Source organism: Klebsiella sp. WP4-W18-ESBL-05, assembly GCF_014169075.1.
Lineage (GTDB): Bacteria > Pseudomonadota > Gammaproteobacteria > Enterobacterales > Enterobacteriaceae > Kluyvera > Kluyvera ascorbata_B.
Genome location: NZ_AP022057.1, coordinates 3,154,370 through 3,167,150, shown reverse-complemented (window position 1 = coordinate 3,167,150; position 12,781 = coordinate 3,154,370). Strand labels below are relative to the sequence as shown.

The window sequence follows — 12,781 nt, the reverse complement described above, 5'->3', positions numbered from 1 at the left end:
GACTAGCGGCCCTCAAAATCAATACGGGGATCGACCAGCGTATAGCTGATGTCACTGACGATATTCAGCAGCAGGCCTATCAGAGTAAAGATATACAGCGTGCCGAACATGACCGGATAATCGCGTGAGACGGTCGCCTCATAGCCCAGCAGACCCAGGCCGTTCAGCGAGAACATCACCTCAATCAGCAACGAACCGGTGAAGAACATGCTGATAAAGGTCGCGGGGAAGCCAGCGATCACCAGCAGCATGGCGTTGCGAAAGATGTGCTTCCACAGAATTTGCCGCTCGCTGACGCCTTTCGCCCGTGCCGTGACCACGTACTGCTTGCGGATTTCATCAAGAAAAGCGTTCTTGGTCAGCATGGTCAGCGCGGCAAAGCCGCCGATGACCGTTGCCAGCACCGGTAGCGTAATGTGCCAAAGATAGTCGGTGATTTTCTGATACCACGGCAGAGTAGCGAAATTCGCCGACACCAGCCCACGCAGCGGGAAAATATCGTAGTAGCTGCCGCCAGCGAACAGCACGATCAGGACGATGGCGAACAGAAACGCCGGAATGGCGTAGCCGATAATAATCCCGGTACTGCTCCAGATATCGAAGCGGCTACCGTTATACACCGCTTTGCGGATGCCGAGCGGTATCGAGACCAGGTAGATGATCAAGGTGCTCCAGAGCCCCAGCGTCACCGATACCGGCAGGCTCTCTTTCATCAGTTGCATCACTGAGGCATTGCGGAACAGGCTGTTGCCAAAATCGAAGCGCAGATAGTCACCGAGCATCTTGAAGTAACGCTCGTGCAGCGGTTTATCAAAGCCGTAGCGCTGGGTGATTTCAGCAATCACTTCAGGGTCGAGGCCGCGGCCGCCACGATACTGGCTTTCGGCAATATTGCTGACCCCCGCGCGCGACTGGCCGCCGCCCATACCGCCTCCGCCGCCGGGCAGGCTGCCCTGCTGACCAAACTCTACTGCGGCAATGGCCTGATCGGCCGGGCCGCCGGGGGCGATTTGCACAATAAAGAAGTTCAGCGTGATGATGGCCCACAGGGTTGGGATAATCAGCAGCAGTCGACGTACCAAATAGGCGGCCATGTTCTCTCCTTAGCGTCGGGAGGCGGGCAGACGCGCCGCTTTATTGACGTCATACCACCAGGTGTCGAAGCCGGGGGCATCGATGCCGGCGTTATACAGCGGATGTACGGCCGGGTAGGCGAACTTATCCCAGTAGGCGGTGCGGCTGCCCGACATATACCACATCGGCAGCATGTAATAGTTCCAGGTTAACACTCGGTCAAGCGCGCGGCCAAGCGGCACCAGCTTTTGCTTGTTACCCTGCCAGCGGATGATCTGGTCAATCAGGCTGTCGATCGCCGGGCTGGCGACGCCGGGGGCGTTGTAGGACGAGTTGATATAGGCTGATGACCACGAAATCTGTAAATCCCCACTGGGCCACGGCATCGCTCGCCATAGCCGTGGCATCATGTCGTAGTCGCGGCTACGCATGCGGTTAGTGACCTGCGAGATATCGGTCTGGCGGACATCCATCGTAATGCCCAGGCGCTGTAAATTATGCTGGAATGGCATCACCCACTGGTCGTTACCGCCGGACGGCAGCAGCAGCTCAAAACGCAGGGGCTGGCCGGTTTTTTCGTTGACCCGCTGTTGGCCTTTCAGCACCCAGCCCGCCTCGTTCAACAACTGTCCTGCTTGCAGCAGGTTTTGGCGATCGAAACCGTCGCCGCGTGAGGTGGGTGGCTGATAAATAGCGCTGAATACCTCCGGCGGCAGCGCGTCTTTAAGCGGCCCCAGCAGGATTAACTCGTCGGCGGTCGGGTAGCCGCGGGCGGCGTATTCGGTGTTCTGAAAATAGCTATTGGGGCGGCTGTAGGCGTTGTAGAACAACGCTTTGTTCATCCACTCAAAATCAAACGCCATGCTTACCGCCTGACGCACTCGCCGGTCGGCGAATACGGGACGCTGGATATTAAACGCCAGCCAGCGGGTATCCTGTGCAGCATCGTTTTTCTGTTCATTCTTGACGATATAGCCGCTGGCGAAGTTTTTGCCGATATAGCGGGTTGCCCAGTTTTTGGCGCTGCTTTCGGTGCGTACATCGTAGGCACCTGCCTTAAAGGCTTCGAACGCGACGTTATCGTCGAGATAATAATCGTAGCGCAGCGAGTCAAAATTCCAGCGCCCGCGGTTTACCGCTAAATCGGCACCCCAATAGTCTTTCACGCGGGAGTAAATAATATACTGCCCCATTTTCCAACCGCTGATGCGGTAGGGACCGCTGGCCAGCGGCGGTGTGCTTAAGGGATCGCTCAGTTTATGATCTTTCCAGAACGCTTCCGGTAGGATGGGCAGGGTAAACAGCCCCAGCATGTCCTCTTTGCCGGGTTTGGCCAGCACAATGCGTACGGTGAGCGGGGCAATCGCTTTAACGGTGGTGCCTTTATAGATCAGCCGAAACTGCGGTACGCCTTCCGTCATGAATTTCTGGAAGGTGAACGCGACATCGCGGGCGGTTATCGGGCTGCCGTCATGAAAACGTGCGCGCGGGTTAAGCGTCAGCTCCACCCACGAAAAATCATCGGCATAGCGTGCATGCTCGGCAACCAGCGGGTAGTAGCTACCCGGCTCGTCGTCAGAGGTGGTGTATAGCGCATCGTACAGCGATTCGGTACGGACGGCGGCATTGCCGCGCAGAGCGTAACGGTTAAAGTTATCGAAGGTGCCGATGGCCGCCAGCGTGACGTTTCCCCCCTTCGGTGCCGCGGGATTGACGTAATCGAAATGATGGAAGTCGATAGGGTATTTCGGCTCGCCGATCACCGCAAACGCGAAGCTTTCTTTTATCGTCTGCGCCTGCGTCGAGAAAGCGCACAGCAGCAGGGCAAAACAGATACGCGCTACGATCACAATAGGGGCACCCCGCGATGAAACAGCTTGATTGAACACACCTTTTATCACGAAATCTTAATAGACCGTCAATCTTGTGTGAAATACTTTGCGGGCTTACGGTATTCCGCCATCAGGTCGTTGAGCGCCAGCGGGCGGCTTATCAGATAGCCCTGGAGGTAATCGACGCCGTGGTCCCGCAGCCACGCGGCCTGTTCTTCGGTTTCAACCCCTTCGGCCACGGTGACAATATTCAGCCTCCGGGTTAGCGTCAGCACGGCATCGAGTACCGGGGACGTAATGGTCTCGCGACCAATTGCGCTCACAAAACCGCGGTCGATTTTCAGGTAATCGAGGGTAAAGCGCTCAAGGTAGATGAGGGCGCTGTGGCCGGTGCCGAAATCATCAATTGCCACTTCAATGCCTTCACTGCGCAGCCAGGAAAACAGGCTCATCGCCTTTTCCTGGTGCAGCATGTCGCGTTCGGTAATCTCCAGTACCAGCTGGAAGTAGTTATCCGGCAGGCTGGCCGCCAGCTTGCGTATATCCTGCTGGAAGCTCTCGGCGTGCAGATGCCCCGGCGCGATGTTGATACCAAGTTTGGCTCCTGGCGGCAGAATGTCTTTTAGCGTCTGCGCATCGGCGGCAATCAGCTCGAACAGATGCTGTGTCAGGGGCACAATCAGGTTCTGCGCTTCGGCAAAGCTGATAAAAGCATCCGGCGGAATATTGCCCGCCGTTGGGTGTGACCAGCGCATCAGCGCCTCGACGCCGCCAATCTGCTGATTTTTAGCATTCACGACCGGCTGATAAACCACGTAAAACTGGCGATGCTTAATGGCGGAAAGAATCTCTTTTCCCGGCCGCGAGCGGATGGTCAGGATATAGAAGCACAGCATGCCGCCAATCAGCCCACAGGCCAGACCTAATAGCAGGGCATACAGCGAGTTATCGGTGCTGGAGGCGTTGCTGTACAGATACACTTCCAGCGGGACGCCCTTGATTTTCACGTGCCGAACCGGGGTATCGGTAATTTCGCTCAACGCGATAGGTTTGCTGCTAAACGTGGAAATGGCCGTCTTACCGTTCACCACCAGCGCCACGCCGTTGTAGGGCGTTTGTTTCGATGAGTAGAGCACCCACGGCATTAAGTTGGCGTTAATCGAGGCGAAGACGCCGCGATTTTCCAGCAGCGGGCTTTTGACCCACAGCACAAAGGCCGGAGTGGTCGGCATCATCGGCGTGCCGGAGAGGATCCCCATCACGTGGTTTTTGCTCAGGTCGAGATCCGGAACCAGATCCTTAAGCGGCATCGACATCGGCCCGGTCGCAGAGGAACAGTAGGCGACGTGGTTTTTTACCAGCAGAAAGGCGCGCACGTTCATACTAAAAGCGGCCCGGGCGGTCAGTTCTGAAGAGACCTCTTCACAGGCGTTCACCGTGAGCGGCTGGAGTGAATCGATGGTGACGAGGATTTGGCTGAAATAGCTGTTCAGGTAGTTTTGCAGGCTTGAGATGGTAGTATCAAACTGCTCGGAACGGCGATGATGAAAAATAGAAAACTGCGCCACCCCGGCAACCAGGGCAATCAGTAGCCCAGCAATAATGCTGGTGAATACAATTCGGCGGTTAATTGATGAGTAACGGGTAAACATGCAACTTCTCTATGCTACGGAACTCTAAAGAAAAGAATACTGATGAAGCATAAAAAAAGCACTGCCAGAGCAGTGCTTTTTTTATGCTTACCGCCAGCCAAGGGAAACCGGCGGTAAGGGCCATTACGAACGGCTCAACACGCGGCGAGCTTCGTTGTAACGCTTGTTCCAGTATGGCTCATTCATGCTGGAAATGGTCACACCGCTGCTGGTGGATGCATGAACGAACTGGTTGTTACCAATATAAATACCAACGTGACGGCCGGTTGAGCCTGCGCGGAACAGTACTAAGTCACCGGTACGAAGCTGACTGCGCGAAACGGATTTGCCCGTTTCCTGCTGCTCCCAGGTGGAGCGCGGCAGCTCTAAACCAAACTGTTCGCGGAAGGTGCGCTGGACGAAGCTGGAGCAGTCGATGCCGCGTTTGGTGTCGCCACCCAGACGGTAACGGACGCCTTTCCAGCCTGCGTATTGCTCCATCAGACGTGATTTCACGTCGAGGTTACGCACCATACTTTCAAATTCATCCTGAGAGGCTTGCAGTGAAGAGGTATCACCGCTACCCACACCAAGCGTCTCAGAATGCATATTCTTTGCGGTATTACCGGTTGAACTACAGGCAGAAAGCAGAACCGCAACTGCTACTGCTGGAATCGCTCGCAAGATATATCTCAAAATCGGCTGAGATTTGACCATTTTCGTTGTTTTCCCTTGAAGTCCTTAACGACCGTAGCCGTTATAAAAAATGCCAAACGCGTCTGAGACTAAATACACGCAATCAATGAGACAATTCTTTGAATTCAGTTTTGTGGCGCAGCGCACAAACTTTAATTTAAGAACGCAATAATTGCCCTTCGAAGCGACAAACGCGAATGAGATTACCTTAACGAAAGCGGCATTGCGAGCGCTTTTGCCCTATTTTTTATAAGAAATAGTGATACACAAAGTTAAAATTTGTGAATGGGTAAAAAAAAGCCTGCAGTGGACAGAAAATGGGCAACTCATTCATTATTCTGGTGAATATTGTGACCGGAAGATTACATTGATAAAAAATATATAAGAAATGAAAAAGAGGGCCGTGGCCCTCTCTTTGCTGTGTCAGACACAATGGTTATTTAGTGACCTAATTTCAGTTTGGCGAAATTGGGTAAATTTCGCTCAAATAGCGAAATGAGGGTATCGCTTAATGGCGTCATTAACACCCACGGTACGCCAATCAGTACGGCGGTGAGCGAGCCGACGGCGATATCGGTAAACCAGTGGGCGCCGATCATTACGCGCGGGAAAGCGAAAACCACAAAAATAACCAGTGAAATAGCGAACGCTTTACGACCAAAATAGCGCCACATGAAGGTGGCAAATATCAGCAGCATCATTCCGTGGTCGCCGGGGAAACTGTCGCGTGAACCGTCTTTGGTGGAGAAGGCAATAAAATCGCTGACGCGGTGTACGCCGGGGACGGAAACCGATGGGCTGCTACGGGTGACCGGCATCAGATGCTGGGCCAGCTGATTAATGATGACCGCCGCCAGCAGCATGACCAGGCCAATAATGACGATACGTCGACGGCCTTCGCCGTTTTCTTTAACCCAGAAGCTCAGCATCAGGCAGCCCATTGCCAGCAGCGAACAGCCATCGAACGCGCGGTTGTTAATAATGGCTAAAAACCACGCATAGCCGAGGTTATCCGGCGTTAACCCTTGATTAAATAATTGAAAAATAGCCAGGTCCGCGGTCGACCACAACCCGTGATTGGCAGGCAGATACCAGGACATAAATAACGCCACGCCGGCGGCGTTCAGTAACAAAATCAAGGGAAAACGTGTTCGCATTATCAAATTCACCGCAGTTAATCTCGCAGGAAACCTTAGCGGCATTACCCTAAACGAAGTTTCAACAGCGCGGATTGTAGTGCATTCCAGTCGCACTGCGCGTCGTGAATGAGCTCGATTCGGCTGTCGGGCGGAGCGACATTCTGCGTTTCAATATGCAGATCGGCCCCCTGGCGGTTAATACGCACCAGGCCCTCAGGAATACGCATCACCGCTTTCAGCCTGGCGACCGGAGCCAGCCGCGCCCATTCGAGCAGGCCGATGGTATCAAAAGTGGTGTCGGCATCAAAAATCCAGCCGCAGGCATAGTAGCCCTGGCCCTCATTGACGCTGCGACGCCAGCGCTGGTGCGCCGGCAGGCTTAAGGCGGCCAGACCTTTGTTCGAGGGATGTGAATGCGCATGGGCGGCGCTGGCGCGCAGCTCGGTCAGGTTGTGGCGCGGGGTATCAAGCAGAGCAACATCAATATTGCCCTGCGTCGCTTCCACGTGCAGGCGCGTGCTGCCGTTATGCTGCCACCAGTCGGCCATTGCCCGCTGGCTTTCTGCCGTTGCGCGGTCGGCTTTGTTGCTGACGATGATGTCAGCCGCCGCCAGCTGATCGCGGAAGTTTTCGTTATGCAGGACTTTTTCATCCAGAAGCTGGCGCGGGTCTACCACACACAGCGTGGCGCGCAGGTCGATCCATGGCTCGTACACCGGGGCGGTCAGCAGATCGAGGATCTGCTTCGGGTGACCCAGACCCGTGGGCTCAATCAGCAGACGATCCGGTTTGCCCTGGCGCAGCAGCGTGTTTAATCCTACCTGCATCGGCAGGCCGTTGACGCAGCACATGCAGCCACCGGGGATCTCTTTTAGCAATGCGCCGCTGTCGGCCAGCAGTGCGCCGTCGATACCGACTTCGCCAAATTCATTGACCAGCACGGCCCATTTTTCATCGGCGGGTTTATGTGCCAGCAGATGCAGAATCGAGGTGGTTTTACCGCTGCCGAGAAAGCCGGTGATCAGATTGGTTTTCGTCACGAGAGCTCCGGGATAAGAAAAAGTGTTAACGAGATCACTCTATCCTGACGAAAACGGGATGAAAAGAGAAGGGGAGAAGCGGGCCACGTGAAAATCGGCCCGCGTTATGGCAGGAAATGTTAACGGTTCAGCGCCGTCAGCACTGCCTGGCGTGCGCCTTCGTGGACCAGGCTTTGCCATGCTTGTTCAACGGCTTGCACAAACACTGGATTGGCCGGCAGGTCGCTGCCGAAAACTTCCTGGAGCGTCAGCAGTGCGGCAACCCGGCTTTCGTCATCGCTGTTGGCAACGATGCCGCGAATTTTTTCCGCCAGCGGATCGCGCACATCTATTGGCTCGCCCGCATCGTCAATACCGCTGACGTAGCGCATCCAGCCAGCAACGCCCAGCGCCAGCAGCGGCCAACGGCTGCCGTTTTTCAGGTGAATACGAATACCGTCAAGCAGACGCTGCGGCAGTTTTTGGCTACCGTCCATGGCTATCTGCCAGGTGCGATGCTGCAACGCCGGGTTACTGAAGCGGTCGATCAGGCTATCGGCGTAGGCACCGAGATCGACGCCGGAAATGCTCAGCGTGGGGGCCTGTTCGGCCATCATCAGGTGGCGTGCGGCGCGGCGATAGGACGCGTCCTGCATACAGTCGCTGATGTGCGCGTAACCCGCCAGATAGCCCAGATAGGCAAGGAAGGAGTGGCTGCCGTTGAGCATACGCAGCTTCATCTCTTCCCACGGCAGCACGTTGTCGACCATTTGCGCGCCGACGCTACCCCAGTCGGGGCGACCGGCGACGAAGTTGTCTTCAATTACCCACTGAATAAACGGTTCGCAGCTGATAGCGCAGGGATCTTCAACGCCAAGTTCGCGGGTGATTTCAGCCAGTGAGGCGTCGGTGGCCGCCGGGACGATACGATCGACCATGGTGCCGGGGAAGCTGACGTGTTCAGCAATCCAGCTCGCCAGCTGCGGATCGCGGCGGGTCGCCATATCCAGCACGGCGTTTTTGACGACGTGGCCGTTATCCGGAATGTTGTCGCAGGAAAGCACGGTAAACGCCGGCAGGCCGCGCGCGCGGCGACGGTGCAGCGCTTCAACGAGGATCCCCGGCGCGGAATGCGGTTCGTCCGGCGATTGCAGATCGTGCACGATGCGCGGCTGGGTGAAATCGAGATGGCCGGTGGCCGGATCGAGGCAATACCCTTTTTCGGTAATGGTCAGCGAGACGATGGCCACCTGGGGTTCGCAGAATTTTTCGATAATGGCGGCGAGTGAATCCAGCTTTGCGTTCAGGCACTCATGGACCGCGCCGATAATAATCGGCTGGTTACCCGCCGCGCTTTTTTCCATCACGGTAAACAAATGATCCTGCTGACGCAGCTGACTCATCAGGACATCGCCGCTAAACAGGCTGATTTCGCAGATGCCCCAATCGCCGCCGTGCTGGTTGAGCACCCGGTCGGTTAACAGCGCCTGGTGCGCGCGGTGAAAGGCGCCAAAACCAAAGTGCACAATCCGCGAACGCAACCTTTGTCTATCATATTGTGGGCGCTGCACGCTGTCAGGGAGGGGGCACGAGGCGATAGTCTTCATTGTTTACACATCCAATTAACGATTAATTAACCTGCGCAGTGTAAAGTTATATGACAACAAATTGAATTGGTGTGCCGTATTTATCCCGTTACTGTGAGCTGGATCAATCAATCCAGGCGGATTATTTGACGGTTTAGAATAAACATGTATGGTAGTCGTCATTAACGGTGATTTTATTGGTATAACAACTTTAGAGGTAGAGGCAATGGAACAAACCTGGCGTTGGTACGGCCCGAACGATCCGGTATCTCTTGATGATGTGCGTCAGGCTGGCGCAACCGGTGTAGTGACCGCATTGCACCACATTCCGAACGGTCAGGTATGGCCGGTTGAAGAAATTAAACAGCGTCAGGCGATGCTGGCTGAAAAAGGGCTGACCTGGTCCGTTGTTGAAAGTATCCCGGTTCACGAAGACATCAAAACCGGTTCTGGTCAGTACCAGACCTGGATTGCTAACTATCAGCAGAGCATCCGTAACCTGGCGGAATGCGGTATTGATACCGTGTGCTACAACTTTATGCCCATTCTCGACTGGACGCGTACCGACCTTGAGTACACGCTGGAAGACGGTTCGAAAGCGCTGCGTTTCGACCAGATTGCCTTCGCGGCCTTTGAACTGCACATCCTCAAGCGCGAAGGCGCTGAAGCGGACTACTCTGCGGAAGAGCAGCGTCAGGCGCTGGAATACTTCAACGCCATGAGCGAAGCGGACGTCACCAAGCTGACCCGCAACATCATCGCCGGTCTGCCGGGAGCGGAAGAGGGCTATACCCTTGACCAGTTCCGCGCGCGTCTGGCGGAGTATGACCACATCAGCAAAGATCAGCTGCGTGAAAATATGGCTGTCTTCCTGCGGGCGATCGTGCCGGTTGCGGAAGAAGTGGGCGTGCGCCTGGCGGTTCACCCTGACGATCCGCCGCGTCCGATCCTCGGCCTGCCGCGCATTGTGTCTACCATTGAAGATATGCAGTGGCTGAAAGAAACCGTTAACAGCATCAACAACGGTTTCACCATGTGCACCGGTTCTTACGGCGTGCGCGCGGATAACGACCTGGTGAAAATGATCGAAACCTTCGGCGACCGTATTCACTTCACGCACCTGCGCTCCACCTGCCGTGAAGATAACCCGAAAACCTTCCACGAAGCGGCCCACCTGCAGGGCGACGTGAACATGGTGGCGGTGGTTGACGCGATCCTCACCGAAGAGCAGCGTCGTAAGAAAGCCGGCGATCTGCGTCCGATTCCGATGCGTCCTGACCACGGTCACCAGATGCTGGACGATCTGAAGAAGAAAACCAACCCGGGCTACTCGGCGATTGGTCGCCTGAAAGGTCTGGCGGAAGTGCGCGGCGTTGAGCTGGCGCTGAAAATGACCAAGTTCCGCGACCTGCTGTAAACGCGATTTCCCTGTCCTGATTCTCTCCCTCTGAGGGGAGTGAATCGCCGCTGTGTCCTTGGGCCTCGAGGCGCGCAGCGTGCGATTTTCTTCCTCGCCCATCGGGGGAGGATCGGGGTGAGGGGAAATACGACACGCATAAAAAAGGACAGCCTGCCAGGCTGTCCTTTTTCTTTATTGTGCAAGAATCAGCGGTTAGTCCGCGCGGCCCATATAGCGTTTTTCTTCGATATGGATGCGGATTTTCTCACCGGAAGTCAGGTATTCAGGTACCTGGACAACCAGACCGGTGGTCAGGGTAGCCGGTTTTGTACGGGAACTGGCGGAAGCGCCTTTAATGCCCGGTGCGGTCTCGACAATTTCCAGGTCTACGGTCTGCGGCAGCTCAAGCGCCAGCACCTGGCCATCCCACAGCAGCACCTGCATGTCCGGCATTCCGCCTTCCGGGATAAACTGCAGTTCTTCCGCAATCTGGTCGTGGGAGAAAATGTACGGGGTATAGTCTTCTTTATCCATGAACACGTATTCGTTACCGTCGATATAAGAGAAATCGACGAAACGACGGTTCAGGGTGACGGTATCGACCATATCATCGCCTTTAAAGCGCTCTTCTACTTTCAGGCCGGTGCTGACATCGGAAAAACGCATTTTGTACAGCGTTGCGGCGCCGCGGGCGCTCGGTGACTGAATATCAATATTTTTTACAATCAGCAGCTTGCCGTTGTAATTCAGCACCATTCCTTTCTTAATTTCGTTCGCTCTTGGCATTGCAATTATCCTGTGAATAAGGGGTCTAAAATATCGCGTAAAAGTACTCGTGCCGGGCGTTTCAGGCAAGCGGAATTAAAGGCTTTTGCTATCTCTGACTAAAAGGTGGTACTGTGCGCCGCATCCACCTCTACACCAGAACAGAGAGCCTTGATGGAGTGTCGTCCGGACTGCGGGGCTTGCTGCACTGCTCCTTCTATTACCAGCCCTATTCCCGGCATGCCCAACGGCAAACCGGCCAATACGCCCTGCGTGCAGTTGGACGAACGCCAGCGCTGCAAAATCTTTGGCTCGCCTCTGCGCCCGAAGGTCTGTGCCGGGCTGCAGCCCGCGCGCGATATGTGCGGCGCAAACCGTGAAGAGGCGATGACCTGGTTACTGCATCTTGAGGCGCTGACCGCGCCTTAGACGTCTTTAATCCGCATCAGACAGACGATTGTTGCGGCACACAGGACCAGCGCAATCCAGAACACGGTGTGATAGTTCCAGATTTCGGCCACGATACCTGCGAGTGAACCGGCAATAATCCAGCCGACGCGCGAGGTGTTGGCGTACAGCGTGGTAGCAGAGCCCGCCTGGCCTGGCATCAGATCCTGGAAATAGAGCATACCAATCCCGCCGAGAATACCGATATACACCGCGTTTAATAGCTGCATAGCGAGCAGCAGCGTCGGGCTGTTGAAGGTCAACATACCGACATAGAAGAAAAGGCCCGCCACGGCGGCAACGCGCATCAGAAAGCGCTTGCCCAATCGCTTAGCAAAGTAGCCAGCAATCAACATCGTCGGAATTTCCAGCCCTGCGGCGGTGCCCATCATGATTCCTGCTAACTTCTCCGGCAGGTGCAGTTCGTTGATGATGTACAGCGGCATATTAATAATATAGAGGCTGTTAGTCCCCCACATCAGGGTACAAATGACAAACAGCAGCAGCGCGTCTTTACGATTGGTGCGCGGAGCCTGAATAGCGCCGCCGATGGCGGTTGTTTCTTTGCGCATGGTGGGGAGAAACAGCCAGACCATGGCGCCGCAAACCACAAACGCTGCCGCCGCCGACAGATACATCATCGTGAAGCCGAACCCCATCGCCAGCGCATAGGCCAGCGGGGGCCCGATCACCCACGCCAGCGACACCTGCGCACGCATAATGGAGCTGAACATGACCGCTTCGCGACCGGTTTTATCGGCGTGCTCACGCGCCAGTGCAAACATCTGTGGGTTAGCGGTAGAACCGAAGCTGCTCAGGAACACGCCGACAAACAGCAGAATAAAGTAGTTGCGGTTCCAGGCGAACAGCGCGCAGGCCAGCACCCCAAGCAGGCAGCAGAACACAATCAAATTTTTGCGATCGCCGCGCTTGTCGGACCATGAGGCGAGAAACTGGCTGACAAAAATACCAATAACCGCGCTGCCGGTAAAAAAGAAGCCGACCATCGCCGGACGAACGTGGACTTCGTTGCTGAGAAACAGGCTCAGCGTGGGCGTTTGCAGCGCACCGGCGATACCGGTCAAAAATGCGACAATCAGGAAGGATGAGGACGTGAAATCAAACGATCGCCGTGGGGCGTCGGCGGTACTGTTTTGCATGTTGTTTTATCGGTCACTGTAGGAGAGGCGGCG

11 protein-coding genes are annotated in these 12,781 nt (G+C 55.4%); 2 read left to right on the top strand and 9 right to left on the bottom strand.

The window, feature by feature from the left end; all coding sequences use genetic code 11:
- Nucleotides 1-2: 2 nt before the first annotated feature.
- The 7 genes from H7R58_RS15235 to H7R58_RS15205 all read right to left on the bottom strand — a co-directional run bounded on the left by H7R58_RS15235 (nucleotide 3) and on the right by H7R58_RS15205 (nucleotide 8,998).
- Nucleotides 3-1,094 carry a microcin C ABC transporter permease YejB gene (locus H7R58_RS15235; protein ID WP_182930289.1) on the bottom strand — a complete coding sequence of 364 codons (1,092 nt, stop codon included), beginning with the start codon at nucleotides 1,092-1,094 and terminating at the stop codon, nucleotides 3-5.
- Nucleotides 1,095-1,103: 9 nt separating this feature from the next.
- A complete protein-coding gene (locus H7R58_RS15230) occupies nucleotides 1,104-2,921 on the bottom strand; it encodes an extracellular solute-binding protein (RefSeq protein ID WP_182930605.1) in 1,818 nt (605 codons plus the stop codon).
- A 71-nt stretch (nucleotides 2,922-2,992) separates the two neighbouring features.
- Nucleotides 2,993-4,558: a cyclic di-GMP phosphodiesterase gene (locus H7R58_RS15225; protein WP_182930290.1), complete on the bottom strand. Its 1,566-nt coding sequence runs from the start codon at nucleotides 4,556-4,558 to the stop codon at nucleotides 2,993-2,995.
- A 123-nt stretch (nucleotides 4,559-4,681) separates the two neighbouring features.
- Nucleotides 4,682-5,254 carry a bifunctional murein DD-endopeptidase/murein LD-carboxypeptidase gene (gene mepS, locus H7R58_RS15220; RefSeq protein ID WP_106924382.1) on the bottom strand — a complete coding sequence of 191 codons (573 nt, stop codon included), beginning with the start codon at nucleotides 5,252-5,254 and terminating at the stop codon, nucleotides 4,682-4,684.
- A gap of 419 nt (nucleotides 5,255-5,673) precedes the next feature.
- On the bottom strand, nucleotides 5,674-6,390 hold the full coding sequence (locus H7R58_RS15215; RefSeq protein ID WP_181357951.1) for a phosphatase PAP2 family protein: 717 nt from the start codon (nucleotides 6,388-6,390) through the stop codon (nucleotides 5,674-5,676).
- A gap of 44 nt (nucleotides 6,391-6,434) precedes the next feature.
- Nucleotides 6,435-7,412, bottom strand: coding sequence for a CobW family GTP-binding protein (locus H7R58_RS15210; RefSeq protein WP_182930291.1), 978 nt, complete (start codon nucleotides 7,410-7,412; stop codon nucleotides 6,435-6,437).
- Between the two features lie 119 nt (nucleotides 7,413-7,531).
- The gene (locus tag H7R58_RS15205; RefSeq protein WP_182930292.1) at nucleotides 7,532-8,998 is read right to left on the bottom strand and encodes a mannitol dehydrogenase family protein; all 1,467 of its coding nucleotides are present in this window, start codon (nucleotides 8,996-8,998) and stop codon (nucleotides 7,532-7,534) included.
- A 205-nt stretch (nucleotides 8,999-9,203) separates the two neighbouring features.
- Here H7R58_RS15205 and uxuA point away from each other — a divergent pair, with 205 nt between their 5' ends.
- Nucleotides 9,204-10,394: a mannonate dehydratase gene (gene uxuA, locus H7R58_RS15200; protein ID WP_106924385.1), complete on the top strand. Its 1,191-nt coding sequence runs from the start codon at nucleotides 9,204-9,206 to the stop codon at nucleotides 10,392-10,394.
- A gap of 195 nt (nucleotides 10,395-10,589) precedes the next feature.
- Here uxuA and yeiP read toward each other — a convergent pair whose 3' ends face one another.
- Nucleotides 10,590-11,162: an elongation factor P-like protein YeiP gene (gene yeiP, locus H7R58_RS15195; RefSeq protein ID WP_106924386.1), complete on the bottom strand. Its 573-nt coding sequence runs from the start codon at nucleotides 11,160-11,162 to the stop codon at nucleotides 10,590-10,592.
- 153 nt (nucleotides 11,163-11,315) lie between these two features.
- Between yeiP and H7R58_RS15190 the strand changes: the two genes are divergently transcribed.
- Nucleotides 11,316-11,570, top strand: coding sequence for a YkgJ family cysteine cluster protein (locus H7R58_RS15190; protein WP_106924387.1), 255 nt, complete (start codon nucleotides 11,316-11,318; stop codon nucleotides 11,568-11,570).
- Here H7R58_RS15190 and setB read toward each other — a convergent pair.
- Nucleotides 11,567-12,748, bottom strand: coding sequence for a sugar efflux transporter SetB (setB, locus tag H7R58_RS15185; protein ID WP_182930293.1), 1,182 nt, complete (start codon nucleotides 12,746-12,748; stop codon nucleotides 11,567-11,569). The genes H7R58_RS15190 and setB overlap by 4 nt on opposite strands.
- Nucleotides 12,749-12,781 lie beyond the last annotated feature (33 nt).

Bases quoted from the DNA above. Each gene is read 5' to 3' on its own strand.
- H7R58_RS15205 (WP_182930292.1), bottom strand. From the start codon at position 8,998: ATGAAGACTATCGCCTCGTGCCCCCTCCCTGACAGCGTGCAGCGCCCA.
- setB (WP_182930293.1), bottom strand. From the start codon at position 12,748: ATGCAAAACAGTACCGCCGACGCCCCACGGCGATCGTTTGATTTCACG.
- H7R58_RS15225 (WP_182930290.1), bottom strand. From the start codon at position 4,558: ATGTTTACCCGTTACTCATCAATTAACCGCCGAATTGTATTCACCAGC.
- mepS (WP_106924382.1), bottom strand. From the start codon at position 5,254: ATGGTCAAATCTCAGCCGATTTTGAGATATATCTTGCGAGCGATTCCA.
- H7R58_RS15190 (WP_106924387.1), top strand. From the start codon at position 11,316: ATGGAGTGTCGTCCGGACTGCGGGGCTTGCTGCACTGCTCCTTCTATT.
- H7R58_RS15235 (WP_182930289.1), bottom strand. From the start codon at position 1,094: ATGGCCGCCTATTTGGTACGTCGACTGCTGCTGATTATCCCAACCCTG.
- uxuA (WP_106924385.1), top strand. From the start codon at position 9,204: ATGGAACAAACCTGGCGTTGGTACGGCCCGAACGATCCGGTATCTCTT.
- H7R58_RS15215 (WP_181357951.1), bottom strand. From the start codon at position 6,390: ATGCGAACACGTTTTCCCTTGATTTTGTTACTGAACGCCGCCGGCGTG.
- yeiP (WP_106924386.1), bottom strand. From the start codon at position 11,162: ATGCCAAGAGCGAACGAAATTAAGAAAGGAATGGTGCTGAATTACAAC.